Source organism: Mesorhizobium sp. M0848, from assembly GCF_040319805.1.
GTDB lineage: Bacteria > Pseudomonadota > Alphaproteobacteria > Rhizobiales > Rhizobiaceae > Mesorhizobium.
In genome coordinates this window covers 67,928-84,074 of record NZ_JAMYOM010000004.1, presented here as the reverse complement: position 1 = coordinate 84,074, position 16,147 = coordinate 67,928, and the positions used below count along the sequence as shown (strand labels likewise).

16 protein-coding genes are annotated in these 16,147 nt (G+C 61.7%); 10 read left to right on the top strand and 6 right to left on the bottom strand.

Going from position 1 to position 16,147, the window contains the following annotated elements:
* Positions 1-2: 2 nt before the first annotated feature.
* The gene (locus tag NKH95_RS05670; protein ID WP_352891163.1) at positions 3-1,040 is read left to right on the top strand and encodes a hydantoinase/oxoprolinase family protein; all 1,038 of its coding nucleotides are present in this window, start codon (positions 3-5) and stop codon (positions 1,038-1,040) included.
* Positions 1,041-1,059: 19 nt separating this feature from the next.
* On the opposite strand, the gene NKH95_RS05665 is transcribed toward NKH95_RS05670, so the two are convergent.
* Genes NKH95_RS05665 through NKH95_RS05650 form a run of 4 tightly spaced genes read right to left on the bottom strand, consistent with a single transcriptional unit; the run spans position 1,060 to position 5,426 of the window.
* On the bottom strand, positions 1,060-1,650 hold the full coding sequence (locus NKH95_RS05665) for a DUF447 domain-containing protein (protein ID WP_127379793.1): 591 nt from the start codon (positions 1,648-1,650) through the stop codon (positions 1,060-1,062).
* 4 nt (positions 1,651-1,654) lie between these two features.
* The gene (locus NKH95_RS05660) at positions 1,655-3,049 is read right to left on the bottom strand and encodes a DUF6513 domain-containing protein (RefSeq protein WP_352630227.1); all 1,395 of its coding nucleotides are present in this window, start codon (positions 3,047-3,049) and stop codon (positions 1,655-1,657) included.
* Positions 3,042-3,593, bottom strand: coding sequence for a flavoprotein (locus NKH95_RS05655; RefSeq protein WP_352630229.1), 552 nt, complete (start codon positions 3,591-3,593; stop codon positions 3,042-3,044). Before NKH95_RS05655 ends, NKH95_RS05660 begins: the two co-directional genes overlap by 8 nt.
* Before the next feature lie 3 nt (positions 3,594-3,596).
* Positions 3,597-5,426 carry a (5-formylfuran-3-yl)methyl phosphate synthase gene (locus NKH95_RS05650; RefSeq protein ID WP_352891160.1) on the bottom strand — a complete coding sequence of 610 codons (1,830 nt, stop codon included), beginning with the start codon at positions 5,424-5,426 and terminating at the stop codon, positions 3,597-3,599.
* Between the two features lie 250 nt (positions 5,427-5,676).
* On the opposite strand from NKH95_RS05650, the gene NKH95_RS05645 reads away from it, so the two are divergent.
* From NKH95_RS05645 to NKH95_RS05620, 6 genes are read left to right on the top strand one after another with little or no spacing between them, the layout of a single operon-like run.
* Entirely contained in the window at positions 5,677-6,906 is a 1,230-nt protein-coding gene (locus tag NKH95_RS05645) for a lanthanide ABC transporter ABC transporter substrate-binding protein PedA1 (protein ID WP_128303322.1), read from the top strand.
* Between the two features lie 21 nt (positions 6,907-6,927).
* A complete protein-coding gene (locus NKH95_RS05640; protein ID WP_023810412.1) occupies positions 6,928-7,899 on the top strand; it encodes a YVTN family beta-propeller repeat protein in 972 nt (323 codons plus the stop codon).
* A 29-nt stretch (positions 7,900-7,928) separates the two neighbouring features.
* Positions 7,929-8,372, top strand: coding sequence for a hypothetical protein (locus NKH95_RS05635; RefSeq protein WP_127259695.1), 444 nt, complete (start codon positions 7,929-7,931; stop codon positions 8,370-8,372).
* A gap of 55 nt (positions 8,373-8,427) precedes the next feature.
* Positions 8,428-9,216, top strand: coding sequence for a lanthanide ABC transporter ATP-binding protein PedB/LutE (locus NKH95_RS05630; protein ID WP_128303321.1), 789 nt, complete (start codon positions 8,428-8,430; stop codon positions 9,214-9,216).
* A 35-nt stretch (positions 9,217-9,251) separates the two neighbouring features.
* Positions 9,252-10,088: a lanthanide ABC transporter permease protein PedC gene (locus tag NKH95_RS05625; RefSeq protein ID WP_050580490.1), complete on the top strand. Its 837-nt coding sequence runs from the start codon at positions 9,252-9,254 to the stop codon at positions 10,086-10,088.
* Complete coding sequence (locus NKH95_RS05620) at positions 10,088-10,717, top strand: hypothetical protein (protein WP_352440191.1); 630 nt, start codon at positions 10,088-10,090, stop codon at positions 10,715-10,717. The genes NKH95_RS05625 and NKH95_RS05620 overlap by 1 nt, the downstream gene beginning before the upstream one ends.
* 15 nt (positions 10,718-10,732) lie before the next feature.
* Here the strand turns inward: NKH95_RS05620 and NKH95_RS05615 are convergent, their stop codons facing one another.
* Positions 10,733-10,933: a hypothetical protein gene (locus tag NKH95_RS05615; RefSeq protein WP_023810407.1), complete on the bottom strand. Its 201-nt coding sequence runs from the start codon at positions 10,931-10,933 to the stop codon at positions 10,733-10,735.
* Positions 10,934-11,125: 192 nt separating this feature from the next.
* Positions 11,126-12,064, bottom strand: coding sequence for a LysR family transcriptional regulator (locus NKH95_RS05610; protein WP_127319312.1), 939 nt, complete (start codon positions 12,062-12,064; stop codon positions 11,126-11,128).
* A 124-nt stretch (positions 12,065-12,188) separates the two neighbouring features.
* On the opposite strand from NKH95_RS05610, the gene NKH95_RS05605 reads away from it, so the two are divergent.
* The 3 genes from NKH95_RS05605 to tkt are packed head-to-tail and all read left to right on the top strand — an operon-like array spanning position 12,189 to position 16,139.
* Positions 12,189-13,235 carry a class 1 fructose-bisphosphatase gene (locus tag NKH95_RS05605; protein WP_352610612.1) on the top strand — a complete coding sequence of 349 codons (1,047 nt, stop codon included), beginning with the start codon at positions 12,189-12,191 and terminating at the stop codon, positions 13,233-13,235.
* Positions 13,236-13,243: 8 nt separating this feature from the next.
* A complete protein-coding gene (locus NKH95_RS05600; protein WP_352610610.1) occupies positions 13,244-14,116 on the top strand; it encodes a phosphoribulokinase in 873 nt (290 codons plus the stop codon).
* Between the two features lie 10 nt (positions 14,117-14,126).
* Complete coding sequence (gene tkt, locus NKH95_RS05595) at positions 14,127-16,139, top strand: transketolase (RefSeq protein WP_352440188.1); 2,013 nt, start codon at positions 14,127-14,129, stop codon at positions 16,137-16,139.
* Positions 16,140-16,147: the final 8 nt, after the last annotated feature.

Here is a 16,147-nt window from a genome sequence, read left to right as displayed (position 1 = left end):
GCGTGGAAAAAAGAAAGGGCATCATTGCCGGTTTCGACATTGGCGGCGCACATCTGAAGGTGACCCGCGCACAAGACGGTCGCATCGTCGAGGCGGTAACGATCGCAACGCCGCTCTGGCAAGGGCTGCACAAGCTGGCTTCAGCCCTCGACGAAACGGCTCCGATCTACGCGGGTGCGGATCTCAACGCATTCACCATGACAGGCGAACTGTCGGACATCTTTCCGTCCCGCGATGTCGGCGTAGCGGCTCTGCTGGGTCAGATTTCCACCCATTTCCCCACAGACAAAAAGCTGGTCTACGCCGGACCATACGGTTTCGTCGGGGTCGAGCGGGCAGCGCAGCTAGCCGCCGATGTGGCTTCCGCCAATTGGCACGCGACAGCCTTGTTGGTGGCAAAACTCGCCGGCGATGCCCTGTTCGTCGACATGGGCTCCACCACCACCGATATTATCGCCATCAAGAACGGCGCCGTGGCCAACGACGGCTACACCGATGCCGGACGGCTTCTAACCGGCGAATTGGTCTATACCGGCTTTACCAGGACATTCCTGTTCGGCGTAGCCTCGTCGGCTCCCGTCCATGGCAGGCTAACGCCGCTGATGAACGAGTATTTCGCCTCGATCGCCGACGCGCATCGCATCCTGGGCGTGCTCGACGAGGACGACGACAGGCACCCTCCCGCCGACGGCAAGGAAAAGACCGTGGATGGCTCGATCGCGCGGCTGGCGCGCATGGTCGGGCGCGACGCCACTGACCTGACCCCGCCGGAATGGGGTGAAGTCGCGCGCTGGTTCAGCGAGCAGCAACTGCGCAAAGTGCACGATGCAGCGTCGCTGGTTGCCGGAACCCTGCCTCGGGACGTCCCGATCGTCGGCGCCGGAAGCGGTCGCTGGCAGATCAAGCGACTGGCCCAACGCATGGAACGCAGTTACGTCGATTTCGCCGACATCATCCCCGCGGATGACACCGTTCGCGGCCAAGCGAGCAGCGCGGCACCCGCTTCCGCGGTAGCGCTTTTGGCGGGATATCCGTCGTAAGCAGGATGCGGCGCTCGGCCTAAGCCCGCGCGTCCTCGCTCCCGGAACCTTTGGCGGTCAAATGATCGCTGACACGCTGCATCAGCCAGCCCCAGGCTTCCTTTTCACCGTCGCCTGCTGTCTTTTCGATGGCGATCGAAAGGTAGGCGATTTCCGCCTCGATCTTGTCGCGCGGCAGCATGCCGAGCCGGCTGACCAGGATGGCCAGCTCAAGCACCGCCGCCTTGGCTCGGTTAAGGCCGGTGAACGGCGCAAGCGCTTCCTCCCGCACCACGCGGCAGAAATGGCGGGGGCGCACGCCATTGTCATCGACCGCTTGGACTTCGAGGCCCGAATACGCCAGCGCGGCCTCGAGCCTCGGCACCGGAAACCCGTCAACCGGAACAGTTGGCCAATGCTTGCGGCCTGTCAGGCAGCCGGCAAAGACACGCACGTCGTCGGTATAATTGGCGATGGCGAACGGCACTTCGGCGAGATTGTCGAGCGTGACCGACGGCCGGAAGGGCGCAATCACCCAGCCGTCATTCTCGGCGATGATGCCGATCGGCGCGATGTGGACGTTGCCTGCCTTGTTGACCGTCGTGATGATCGATTCGCGAATGTAGGGCATGGTCCTAGCGCTCTTTCCTTGCGCGGAGCGTCTTGCCCGGCTCAGCAAGACGGGTACGGTCGGGTTCGGGAGCCGGCGCGGCAACGCCCCATGCGAGCGGCTCGTCCTGCACATAACGCTTGCCGAGGCGCCACGCGATCTCGGCCTTCATCAGTTCGGCGCCGAGGTAAAAAGCGTGTGCGCCATCGGCGTTGACGTCCAGCCCGGCAAAAAGTTCGAACGCATCCGTGGCAACTGCATGCCCTTTGCTATTGAAAACATGGATGCCGTCCTCCGCTACCGCGATCCGGAAGTTGGCATCGCGCACCTGGGCCGCCAATGCCTCGATATCGTCGGTTGAGGCTGTGAAAGGCTTGCGATCGTGGACCTGCAACAGGCCTGGGTGATAGCCGCGCGGCAAGGCGCCGTCCGTGCAAGCAGCCAACATGACGCGGCGGGCGATATCGTGCTCCTCGATCGTCCGCACCGTGTGTGGGCTGACATGCACCGCCAGCACGTTTCGGATCCGGAGTTCCGAGCAGAGTCCCGCTAGAACGGCCGTAACACCAGAACTGTCCGCGTCGGTCAATTCGGTGAGATTGCCGGTGCCCATCAGCAATTCGACGTCCGGCCAGCGGCGCCGCGCCTCGATGAAGCGCCCGAGTGAAACGGCGAAGCCGAAATGGATCGGGTCGAGCACGGGATCGGCAATGAAGGCAACGCCGGCCTTTTGCGCGGCTTCGATGGCCCGGCCGAGCGAATCCAGATCGCCAGGCGTGGAAGGTATCAACACTGCCGTAGCCCTATGGTCGAAGATCAACGGCAGCGTGTTCTCGTCGAGGCTGAGAAGATAGTCCGCGCCGGCGCGTGCCCCGATCGTCAGTTCGTCCACGCTGGCCGAATCGACGCTGACCATGAATCCCCGTGCCTTGAGCGCTCGCACAGCCTCCGCCAGCAACGGAAACGGCGTCTCCGGCAGGCAGCCCAGATCGATGACATCGGCGCCGGCCGCAGCTAGCATCGAGGCCCTCGCCATCAGTGCCTCGACCGACAGCATCGGCGCATCGACGATCTCGGCGAAGATGCGCATATCGTGACGCGTCAGATCCGGCGGTTTGCCCGCCCGGCCAAGGAAGGCCGGAAGGTCGGCGATCTCGTCGGGGCCGCGCACAAAAGGCACGCCGAAATGCTCCGACAGGTGCTCGATGTTTCCCCGATAGCGTCCGGGCAGGATTACGCGGTCGACGTCTCCTGTCAGAGTGAGCCGACGCTTCACAATGTCCTCGCTCATCAGCGCGGCGACCTTGACGCCGACGTCGACGATTTCCCACGCGAATTCGGTTTTGCCCAGCCCGGCCAGCAGCCGTTCCAGCCGCGCCTTGGCCAGATGGCCGGTAAGAAAAACCAGCCGCTCAGCCATCGCTTGCGAGTTCGGCCTGTCGCCGTGTGAGCGAGGCTTCGAGATCAGCGAGCGACTCGACCACCTGGGTCCGCTCGAAACTCTTCAACTGCTTGGTATTTTCCAGGTCGATCCCGCGCGGATAGACCTTGACTAGCCCGTGCGGTGCCTGGGTTTCGAGTTCCGGCGCGGTGTCGCAAGCAAAGACGATGGCTGGCACACGGCACTTTCCCGCTTGGGCAAAGACATTGGTGGCGAGCGTGTCGGAAATGCCATGCACGCATTTGGCGACCGTGTTGGACGTGGCCGGCGCCACCACGACCGTGTGATAGACACCGTGGTAGAATTCGCCGACCGGGATCGCGCTCGCGGTCTTGTCGTGCAGCACGCGCGTCGTCTCCGGGAAATCAAGTTTAAGCTTGTACATGCGCAGCACTTCGTTGGCGGCCTTTGACACGAAGACATCGCAGTGTTCGAGTTGGCGAACAAGTGCGAAGCTCTCCGTAAAAAAATGCCCGGAACCCGTCAAAACCCACGCCCAGCGCGGCACATGCAGCTTCACCATCGGCTATCCCGCCTTCTTTGCCGACGACCCTGTTGAAGCCACGATCCTGATGCCGGGCAGCTTGCCCAACGCGAGCATCGCGCCGGCCTCGGCAGCATCCTTCGGACCGGCGAGATGGAAATCGACGCCGTCAGGCAGCATGGCGGCAAAGCCTGGGTCGACAATGCCTCGGGTCCTCAGGCTGTCAGCGGTATCGCCGTCGAAGAATGCACCGGTCTGCTTGATAAGCAACAGCGCGTCTGCGCCAAGCTTGCCGGCAAGCCAGGCGGCCAGAGAATCGGAGGTAATGTCCCAGGAAGCCGGAACATCCAGCGCCGGCAGTGCCAGTGACGACGGCAGCCATACCGGAACCTTCCCCGCCTCCAAGGCTCGCCCGATCTCATCCAGCGACCGTGCCGGCGTCAGCCTTTCGTCCCGGTCGAGGATGACATGGCCGAACTGTTCCATGGCCAGGATCGCCATGGCATGTGCGGCGGTGTCGGAAAAATCCATGCGTGTCTGCGTCTCGCGCACATGATCGGCAAAGAGCCCGCCGCCGGGCACGATGACGATCGGCAGCCTGGAACCCGCCAGCGCTGCGATCCAGCTCTTCATCTCCGCCGCGTGGGCCGTGCTGCCGCCAAGCTTGACGATGGCCCGTCGGAGCATTTCGGGGCGTTCCTGGCGCGGCCGGAAGACAACGCTTCGGTCTTTTCGGCCAGCAGTGCCGGAGGCAGCGCCGCGTCCCGCCGATTGGCGCTTGCGTTCGATCTCGACGCCGACACCGCCAGGACCGAGCTCGAGCTTTTCCACCCTTACCGTAACGCGCACGACCCGCTGGTTCTCCAGGACGTGCGCTGCCACCTGCTCGGCCAAAGCCTCGCTGAGCTGGATATGGCCTCGCGCGACGATGGTGCGAATGCCGTCCATGATGATGTCATAAGAGAATACATGGCGCATGTCCTCGGGATGGTCGGTGATTTGCAGCACGTCGGCGGTCACATCAAAGCGCACTTTTTGAGTATGGCCATGCTCGAAGCTGTAGGCGCCGATCTGGACCGGCAGAACAAAATCCCGCACAAAAATCCTGTCCGTGCCCAGTGTCGGGTCGGTGTCCGGCGAATAGCCTCTCGCCGCCAACAGGCGATAGTCGATACTCAATTGACCGCCGGTCCCGGATTCCGTCGGGATCAACTCTCGAATCTGCGAGACCGCCTCGGCGCTGATCGAACTCGTGCGACCGGAATGGCCACACAGCGCCCCCCGAAAGCCGAGAAAATCCGGAGCGAAAGGCAATAGGCGCGGAATATCCGGAGCTTCCAACGATCCACTCAGGCCTGCCATCAGACCGAGCGATTTCGTGCGATCGACGAATCCCGGAATACGCTCCGGCGGCAGATGATCGAGCAGCCGGCCCTTCCCCTTTTGCGCGGTATCGACCATCACGCCATGGAAGCGATGCCTGGCGAACATCGGCAGAAGCTCGAACTCCGGCGCCAGATCGGCAAACAGCACGGCAATCAGCTTCGTTCGTGCAGCGAGCGGTTCGAGCGCTTCTACGCAGGCAGAGATATTTGCCGAAGGGAAAAATCCGATCTTCACATAGTCGACGCCGGTCGCCGCGATCTCTTCGGCCTTGATGCGGATCGTTTCGGGCTCCATCGGCAGGTCGCCGCAGACCGCGCTGACCGGAGCCCGACCAGCGATGAACGAAATGGTTCGGCGCATGGTTTCCGTGGACACCGCGCCCAGGGCTCCCGCCTTCGGGTCCTTCAGGTCGACGATATCGACACCTCCAGAAAGAGCGATCTCCGCCTCTTCGATTCCGGTGACGCTTGCCAGCATTCTGGTCATTTGAACAGTTTCTCCAGTTTGGAGGACAAGACGTTTTTATAAAGGCGGTCGATGCCCCTGCGCCACGTCTCGTCGGTGTTGCCACGCGAATCGACGCTGGCGACTTTCCGCACCGTTCTGGCAGGCGCGAAAAGTCGTCCGATAGGGTTTGATAAATTTTGCGGGTCGGCTAAGTTGATCATGGGCACCTTGACTTGGCGCGGGTCCGGCAACAGTCGAACCTTTGCGCAAGAATGGGTAATTACTATCGATGACGAGCGCGGTGCCAGGCACTCTCGCTGCCTTTTTGTGCTTTTTTTCCCTGACCGTCAACGTTTCCGACGCGACAGGCCAGGAAACGGTGGCGAAGCCGGAAAAAAAGACAACTGAAATCAAAATAGGCTATTTGCGGGCCTACGCACCGCGATTGACGCTTTCCATGCTCGACCTGCCGCCACGTGACGAAGGTGTCGCCGGCGCCGAGGTGGCGATCGGCGACAACAATACGACGGGAAAGTTCACCAACCAGAAATTCAGCCTCGACGTGACCGAGATCAAACCCGAAGGCGACGCGGTTCGGGCGTTCGAGGACATGATCGCCAAAGGCGACCGCTATGTGGTCGCCGATCTTTCAGCCAAACAATTGCTGTCGATCGCCGACATCGCCCGCGAAAAAGGCGTGCTGATCTTCAACGTCGGCGCGACCGACGACAGCCTTCGCGAGGAGGACTGCCGCATCAACGTTTTCCATATCGCGCCGACGCGCAGCATGCTGGCCGATGCGCTGGCGCAGTATCTCATGGTAAAGAAGTGGCCGAATTGGGTGCTGCTCTATGGATCGCATAAGCAGGATCATCTCTACGCCGATGCGTTGCGCCGCGCGGCAACCCGCTTCGGCGGCCAGATCGTCGCCGAGAAGGAATTCAAGGATACCGGCACAGCCAGGCGCACCGACACCGGCGCCACGCAGATACAGCAGCAGATTTCCGTGTTCACGCAAGATCTCCCGGAGCATGACGTGGTGCTTGTCGCCGACGAAAGCGAGGTTTTCGGGACCTACGTGCCCTATCGCACCTGGACGCCGCGGCTGGTCGCCGGCACGGCCGGTCTGGTTGCATCGTCGTGGCATCCCGCCAGCGAACAATGGGGCGGCATCCAGATGCAGAGTCGCTTCCTGAAGACGACGAGCCGGCGGATGCTCTCCAAGGACATGTCGGCCTGGACGGCGGTGCGTGCCGTCGGCGAGGCCACCACGCGCACCAAGGGCGACGATGCGAAAAAGATCAGCGACTACATGCGCTCTGACGATTTTTCGGTTGCTGCTTTCAAGGGGCAGAAGCTGACCTTCCGCAAATGGAACCTCCAGCTTCGCCAGCCGATCCTGCTTGGCGACACCAAGTCCGTCGTCTCGACATCGCCACAAGAGGGCTATCTTCACCAGGTCTCCGAACTCGACACGCTCGGTGTCGATCAGCCGGAAACGAAATGCGCTCTCAAGTAGAGTCAATCGGGAGGAATTTGCGTGCAGAAACGAGCTTGCGCATTCGCCATTCTCGCGGCCGGCCTGACGGCCAGTCCGGCATCGGCCTATACGGCCTACGTTTCCAACGAGAAGGACAACACGATGACCGTCGTCGACACGGCGACGATGCAGGTGGTGAAGACAGTTGAAGTCGGCCAGAGACCTCGCGGCATCACCATCTCGCATGACGGCAAATTCGTCTACCTATGCGCCAGCGATGACGATACGGTCCAGATCATCGATACCGCGACGCTTGAAATCGTCGGTACGCTGCCATCCGGCCCCGATCCCGAATTGTTCGTGCTCTCGCCGGACGGCAAGACGCTTTATGTCGCCAATGAGGACGATAATCTCGTCACCGCCATCGACGTCGAAAGCAAGCAAGTCCTGGCCGAGATTCCGGTCGGCGTGGAACCGGAAGGCATGGGTGTCAGCCCCGATGGCAAGACCATGGTCAACACCTCGGAAACCACCAGCATGGCGCATTTCATCGACACCGGCACGCATGAGGTGACCGACAACGTGCTGGTCGACACGCGCCCGCGCTTCGCCGACTTCAAGCCCGACGGCACGCAGGTCTGGGTCAGCGCCGAGGTTGGCGGCACCGTCAGCGTCATCGACAACGCCAAACGCGAAGTGGTGAAGAAGATCCAGTTCGCGATTCAGGGACTGCGGGCCGAAACCATCCAGCCGGTAGGCATCGCCATCAGTGCCGATGGCAAGAAAGCCTATGTCGCGCTCGGCCCGGCGAACCATGTCGCGGTGATCAATACCGATACCTACGAGGTGGAGAAATACATCCTCGTCGGCCAGCGCGTCTGGCATCTGGCCTTCACGCCCGACCAGAAAACGCTAATCACCACGAATGGCAATTCCAACGATATCACCTTCATCGACACGGCCACCGACGAGCCGGTCCAATCGCTCACCGTGGGCCAGCAGCCCTGGGGTGTGGTCATTTCGCCCAAATAGCAGACATTGATCATCGGGAGGCTCAAGACATGAAACTTTGCCGCAGGTTTTTCTTCGCCGCACTCGCCGGATTTGTCCTTGCTCCGATCGGAGCAAACGCCGACGACGCAACACCAAAACCGTCGCGTGCCAGCAAGAACCTGCCGGAATTGATTATCGGTTCGGCCGATTCCACCTATGCCGTCAATCAGAAGGACTTCGAGCTGATCGCCGGCCAGGGGTATCGCTGGAAGATCACCTCCAAAGGCGGTTTCGAATACAAGTTCGTGACCGACCTCTTCCGCAATGTCTGGATGGACCAGATCGTCATCAACGATTTGGAAGTGCATATGGACGGCGGACCAGCCTGGCTGGAATTCGACGATGCGGGAACGATCCAGGTGCAGTTCCATACCGTTCGCCCGGGCGAATATACCTGGTCGGTTCCCGACCTTGCCGACAAGGGACTGAAGGGCAAGATTACGATCAAGTGAGACAAAGGCGACCAGGGCGCCAGATAGCCAACGCGTCCTGAAGGAGCGACCCGGCATGCAGCATATGAGGACAAACGGTCCGGGAGAAGAGGTGGCGGCGCTCGATGTCGGCGCCGTCAGCCATTCCTATGGCCAGAAGCGGGCGCTCAACGACGTCTCCTTCTCGATCGCGCCGGCGACTTTCACCGTTCTGCTCGGCCTCAACGGGGCCGGCAAGACAACGCTGTTCTCACTGATAAGCCACCTCTACGACACGCGTCACGGATCGATCCGCATCTTCGGCCATGACATTCGCCGCGCGTCCGGCGAAGCACTCAGACGGGTCGGCATCGTGTTCCAGGCACGCACGCTCGACCTCGACCTCAGCGTCTACCAGAATCTCTCCTACCACGCCTCGCTGCATGGCATTGGCGGACGCGAAGCTCGCCAGCGCATTGCCGCGCTGCTTGAAACGGTCGACATGCAGGGCCGCCAGCACGACAAGGCACGCAGCCTCTCCGGCGGTCAGATGCGACGCATCGAAATCGCCAGGGCGCTGCTTCACCGACCTTCCCTGCTCCTGCTTGACGAGGCGACCGTCGGCCTCGACATCGAATCCCGCGCGGGCATCCTCGCCACCATCCGCAAGCTCGTCCAGGCAGAGGGCATCGGCGTGCTCTGGGCCACGCATCTGATCGACGAAGTCGAAGACGCCGACCATGTTGTCATACTGCGGCGGGGTGATCTGGTCGCGAGCGGCAAGGTGTCGGATGTGACCCGTGCGAACGGTGGAAATTCGATTCGCGAAACCTTTTCGAAGCTCAGCCGCGTCGATGCGGCGGGCATGGCGGAGACGTCGCCATGAGCGCTCCTGCGATGCCTGGAAAGGTCGCCGGCATCATGCCGGTGCGGTCTGAGCCATTCGGCCTGCGCCACTATCTCATTTGCCTGAAAGGCGTCGTCCTGCGCGAGTGCCTGCGCTTCCTGCACCAGCGCGAACGCTTCATTTCCTCGCTGGTCCGGCCGCTCGTCTGGCTGTTCATCTTCGCCGCCGGCTTTCGCCAGGTGCTCGGCGTGTCGATCATCCCGCCCTACAAGACCTATGTGCTCTACGAGGTCTATATCACACCGGGCCTTTGCGGCATGATCCTGCTGTTTTCCGGCATGCAGTCTTCGCTGTCGATGGTCTACGACCGCGAGATGGGCAACATGCGCATCCTGCTGGTCAGCCCGTTTCCGCGCTGGTTCCTGCTGGTGTCGAAGATGCTGGCCGGTGTGGCCGTATCGATCGTGCAGGTCTACGCGTTCCTGATCGTTGCCTGGTTGTGGGGCGTCAAGGCGCCGCCACTCGGCTACCTCTACGTGCTGCCGGCACTGTTCCTGTCGGGCATGATGCTTTGCGCGCTCGGTATGCTCTTGTCTTCGCTGATCAAGCAGCTCGAAAACTTCGCCGGCATCATGAACTTCGTCATCTTTCCCGGCTATTTCGCGTCTCCGGCGCTCTATCCCTTGTGGCGCATCCAGGAGGCGAGCCCGCTGCTCTACAAGATCTGCCTCTGCAACCCGTTCACCTATGCCGTCGAACTGATCCGCTTTGCCTTCTACGGACAGATCGAATGGCTGTCGCTGGGCGTCGTCGCCGGCTGCACGCTGCTGTTTCTGGGCGGCGCCATCATCGCATACGATCCTTCGCGCGGTTTGGTGATCCGCAAACAGGACATGGGAGGAAACGCCTGATGGCGCGAATGAGGCTTGCTCACACTCTGGTTCTGGTCGCCACGCTTGCCTCGATGGGGAGCGCCGGCGCGGCAAACACCGATCCCGACTGGCCCTGCATGCAGCGTAAGGTGCCACAGCTCTCGCTTGGCCAGATCTGGAATGGGCCGGAGCTTCCTGCGACCGCGAAAGATTGGGCGAAGGATGCCCGTGTGTCGGCGCTTGTCGAGGCGGTGGCGGCCCGGCGGACGCCGGTTGCCGAAGCCCAGAAAGAGATCAAGGATTTCGCGACTTCCCTGTCGGCCGAGCAGGTCGCACCAAAAATGACGATGCTGGTGCAGGGAATGTTCGACCATATGGACGCCGAGCGTTCGCACGTGATCTCCGGCATCTCCCGCTATGCGCACAAACAGCTCGAAATGGCGGCACAGTTGCGCAAGGAAGCATCCGAAGTCGACGCGCTGCGCGCCAAGGCCGATGCGGATCCGGACGAAGTCGAACGGCGAACCGACCAGCTGAATTTCGCGACGCGAATTTTCACCGAACGGGTCCAGTCGCTGACTTATGTCTGCGATGTGCCCACGATAATCGAGCAGCGGCTTTACCAGTTGTCGAAGACCGTCTCGGAAACGCTCGTCGTGAAGAAATAGACCTTGGCGCCTGCCTCATGACCCCCTGCCAGGCAGCACACGCCAGCGCTGCACGAAATAACCGGGATGCGTCTCGATCCACCGAGCCACCAGCGGCTGCGCCTGCATGAAGGCAGTCCCGGGATTCATCGCCAGACCGTCTACCATTTGTTCGCGTTGTTCGCAGGTCCGCGGTACATCCGTCAGGCAGACCATCATAACGAGTGTGTAAAGCATTACCCCTTTTCCCCATCGAATTCCCGAACCCTACCCGGGAGATTTCTGCAGGGGTTGCACATACGGATCGCTTACGGGTGTGAAAGGACGTGGCCCCCGCTCTTTCGCACTGCAACATAACATATTGCTTATATAACACCAACGATCGCGAGCGTTATCCACCGGGCTTTCATCCGTTGCGTTCGTGCAATGTCATCCCGCCTTGTCTGGATACAGCTTTCCGAAAAGGGGCAGATACATCGCGCCCTTGCGCATCAGGAAATCGTTGAACGTGGCCATGGCCGGCGAGATCGCGTGATCGGTTCGCATCACCGAAAACCATTGCCGGCGGATCGGCATGCCGACAACGTCGAGGATGACAAGCCGGCCTGCTTCGGTTTCCGCAGCGATGGTGTGGGCAGAGATGAAGGCGATGCCGAGACCAGCCATCACCGCCTGCTTGATCGTTTCGTTCGAGGCCATCTCGACACCGAGGTCGTCGATGCGCCCAGGTACGTCGCTCAGGAATATTTCCAACGAGATGCGGGTTCCGGAGCCGGGCTCGCGAATAAGGAAATGCTCCTCGGCGATGCGCTCCTTGGAGATATCGCGCGCCGCGACCAACGGATGGTCGGGCGGCGCGATGATGACCAGCGGGTGATCGCCGAAGACCGAAGCACGCACCGGAACCTCCTTCGCCGGGCGCCCCATCAGCGCGATATCGATGTCGTGGTTCCTGAGGTTGTCGATCGTCTGGGCACGGTTGCCGATGGCAAGCCGCATGTCGATGTCGGGATGGTCCTTCATGAACGCAGCCATCAGCCGCGGCGCGAAATATTTGGCGGTGGAAACAACGCCGAGCCTCAAGCTGCCGGTGCGTACGCCCTTGATGGCATCCATCTTGTCTTCGAGCAAACCGAGATGCTCCTCGATAACCTGCGCCGTCTCGACGAAAGCCCGACCTGCGGCAGTGGGACGCATGCCGTCCGACGTTCGGTCGAACAGAGCCAGCTGGAATTCTTCCTCCACTTGCCGCAGCTGGATTGTCAGCGCTGGAGGAGACAGACCTAACATCTTGGCTGCGCTGACAATTTTGCCGCACTTGATGATTGCCTGGACGGTCTTGAAATGCTTAAGCGTGAGGTTTCTCATGCCGCACACTAAATTATTTTTACTGGTTAAGTAAAGTTATTGAATTTTACTTATCTGGCGACGTTTGTTTCCATTCCTCCAGTCCAGCCGCTCCGAGGAGATGCGGCCCGACCGGGAGGTTACGATGCCAGCGGCAACGCTCGACGCTTTTCTGAACTCCTATCTCGGCCAGCCTGACGAATTTCGCTCGGCAGTTGTGACGACCGTCCGTCAGTTGACACAGGCCGCCATCAAGGTCCGCAACACCATCAACCAAGGGGTGCTCGGCGCCGCCTTTGCCGAAACCCGTGGCGCCAATGCCGACGGCGACGTCCAGAAGGATCTCGACGTCTTCTCCGACGACATCTTCCTCGACGCCATGCGCCGCGCACCGGTCGCGCTTTACGCCTCCGAGGAACTGGAGCAGCCGGTCCTGCTCGACAGGCAAGCGCCACTCGCCATCGCGATCGACCCGCTCGACGGCTCTTCCAACATCGACACCAACGTGTCGATCGGAACGATCTTCTCGCTCCTGACCGCAACTGGCGCGCCGGACGCTGATCCGACCGCCTCTTTCCTGCAGGCGGGCGTGAACCAGCTAGGCGCCGGTTTCTTCATCTATGGGCCGCAGCTGGCACTCGTCCTGTCGCTCGGCAGCGGCACGCATGTCTTCGTCTTCTCGACAAGGCTCGGAACCTTCGTCCAGGCCTATGAAAGCCGGATCATTCCGCAACGCACTCAGGAGTTCGCCATCAACGCCGCCAACTACCGGCACTGGGACGAGGCCGTGCGGCTCTATGTAGACGACTGCCTGGAGGGCACCGAAGGACCGCGCGAGAAGGATTTCAACATGCGCTGGATCGCCTCTCTGGTTGCCGACTGTTACCGCATATTGATGCGCGGCGGCGTTTTTCTCTACCCCGGCGATCGGCGCAAGGGCTATGGTCAGGGACGGCTGCGCCTCGTCTACGAGGCCAACCCGATCGCCTATCTCATAGAACAGGCTGGCGGTGCCGCCACCGATGCGATCAACCGCATCCTGGAAATCGAACCCGAGAGCCTGCATCAACGCGTGCCGATGATCTTCGGGTCGGCGCGGGAAGTCGCGCGCATCACCCGCTACCACACAGAGCCGAGCAACATCGGTGAGCGTGCGCCGCTGTTCAGCCGCCGCGGCCTGTTCAGAGCCTGAGCAGCACCATGTCAGCCAAACACCCTATCATCACCATCACCGGGTCGTCGGGCGCCGGCACGACCTCGGTCAAGCGCATCTTCGAGCTGATTTTCCGGCGCGAGAACATCGAGGCCGCTTTCATCGAAGGCGACGCATTCCACCGCTACGACCGCGCGGCGATGAAGGGAAAGGTGGCCGAGGAGGAAAAGGCCGGCAACCCGAACTTCACCCATTTCAATGCCGCGGCCAACGAACTCGGAATTCTCGAAGAGGTGTTCGCGGAATATGGCCGCCGCGGAACCGGCAAGACCCGCACCTACATTCATGATGAGGAAGAGGAAAAGCAGCACGGCACGCCACCGGGAACCTTTACCGAATGGCGCGAATTCGCTCCCAGCGACCTGCTCTTCTACGAGGGGCTGCACGGCTGTGTCGTCACCGACACGATCAATTTGGCCAAGCATGCGGATCTCAAGATCGGCGTCGTGCCGGTCATCAATCTCGAATGGATCCAGAAGATCCATCGCGACCGTTCGACACGCGGCTATTCCACCGAGGCGGTGATGGACGTCATCCTGCGCCGGATGCCCGACTATGTCCGCTACATTGTCCCGCAATTCTCGCAGACCGCCATCAACTTCCAGCGCGTGCCGATCGTCGATACGTCCAACCCGTTTATCGCGCGCTGGATTCCGACGCCCGACGAATCGATGCTGGTTATCCGCTTCGCCAATCCGCGCGGCATCGATTTTCCGTATCTGCTGTCGATGATCCACGACTCGTTCATGTCGCGGCCAAATTCCATCGTGGTGCCAGGCAACAAGCTCGATCTTGCCATGCAGCTGATCCTGACGCCGCTCATTCTGCAATTGACTGAACGCAAGAGCCGTGTGTCGTGAGGAGGATGCAATGACCAGCCAAACAGCACTGAAGCCCGTCACCACAACCGCTCCCGTCTCGGAGCGCGACATGGCGAACGCCATTCGCGCGCTGGCGATGGACAGCGTCCAAAAGGCGAATTCGGGTCACCCTGGCATGCCGATGGGCATGGCCGATGTCGCAACGGTGCTGTTCAACCGCTTCATCAACATCGATCCGTCGAGGCCGGGCTGGCCCGACCGTGACCGTTTCGTGCTTTCAGCCGGCCACGGCTCGATGCTGCAATACGCGCTGCATCATCTGCTTGGCTATGAAGACATGCAGATCGAGGAATTGCAGCGATTTCGGCAGTTGGGCAGCCGCACCGCCGGACATCCGGAATACGGCCATGCGCTTGGCGTGGAGACCACCACCGGACCGCTCGGACAGGGCATTTCCACGGCGGTCGGCATGGCGCTGGCGGAACGTATGCTTGCCGCCCGCTATGGTACCGATCTGGTCGATCATCATACCTATGTGATTGCGGGCGACGGCTGCCTTCAGGAGGGCATCAGTCACGAGGCGATAGACCTCGCTGGTCACCTGAAGCTTTCCCGCCTGATCGTCTTCTGGGACGACAATGCGATTTCCATTGACGGGCCGACCTCCCTCTCCACGTCGATGGACCAGCCGGCGCGCTTCAAGGCCGCCGGCTGGGATGTCCAAAGCGTCGCCGGCCACGACATGGAGGCAGTCGCCGCGGCAATCGAGTCGGCGCGGCGGTCGGATCGGCCATCGCTGATTGCCTGCCGCACAGTGATCGGCATGGGTGCCCCCAATCTCGGCGGTTCGGAGAAGACGCACGGCGCACCGCTGGGTGAAGCAGAGATCGCCGCGACACGCGAAAACATCGGCTGGGCCCACGCGCCGTTCGATGTGCCGGATGATATTTTTTTCGCCTGGCGCGAGATTGCCGGTCGCGGCGAAGCGATGCGGCGCGCCTGGGAGCAGCGGCTTGCCGCCTCGCCGCGGCGCGAGGCTTTTGAGAGCGCCGTCGCGGCCGAACTGCCCGACACCGTCTTCAAAGCGCTCGACGCCTTTCGTCGCGAACATGTCGAGAAGGCAACCAAGGTGGCGACGCGAAAAGCCTCCGAAATGGCGCTGGAGGCCATCAACGGCGTAACGGAATTGACCGTCGGCGGCTCGGCCGATCTGACGCATTCAAATCTGACGATCACCAAGGGCATGAACCGCATTGCGCCGGGTGATTATGCCGGCCGCTACATTCACTACGGCATTCGTGAGCACGGCATGGCGGCCGCCATGAACGGCATCGCGCTGCATGGCGGTTTCGTGCCCTATGGCGGTACGTTCCTGTGCTTCGCCGATTATGCGCGCGGCGCGATGCGGCTCTCGGCGCTCATGGGCCAGCGCGTCATCTATGTGATGACACACGATTCCATCGGCCTCGGCGAGGACGGCCCGACGCACCAGCCGGTCGAGCACCTTGCGATGCTGCGTGCCACGCCTAATCTCAACGTCTTCCGCCCGGCGGATGTCATCGAAACGGCGGAGTGCTGGGAACTCGCGCTAAAGAGCAAGGATCGGCCGAGCGTCCTGGTGCTGTCGCGCCAGAACTTGCCGATGCTGCGTCGGTCGCACAGCGACGAGAACCGCTCCTGCCAAGGCGCTTACATCCTGCGCGAGCCGTCAAAGCACCGCGCCGTCACCCTGATCGCCACCGGCTCGGAGGTCGAGATCGCGGTTGCTGCCGCCGAAAGGCTGGAGACCGAGCATGGCGTCGCCGCCGCCGTCGTGTCGATGCCGTGCTGGGAGCTTTTCGAGGAGCAGGAAAGCGCCACCCGCAAGGCCGTCCTCGGCTCGGCGCCGCGCGTCGCGGTCGAAGCGGCAGCCCGGCTGGGCTGGGACCGCTGGATCGGCGAGACCGGTGCTTTCGTCGGCATGACCGGCTTCGGCGCCAGCGCCCCTGCCCCCGACCTCTACCGGCATTTCAACATAACATCCGAAGCGGTTGCTGCAGCGGCGCTGAAGCTCATCATCTAGGAGGATTC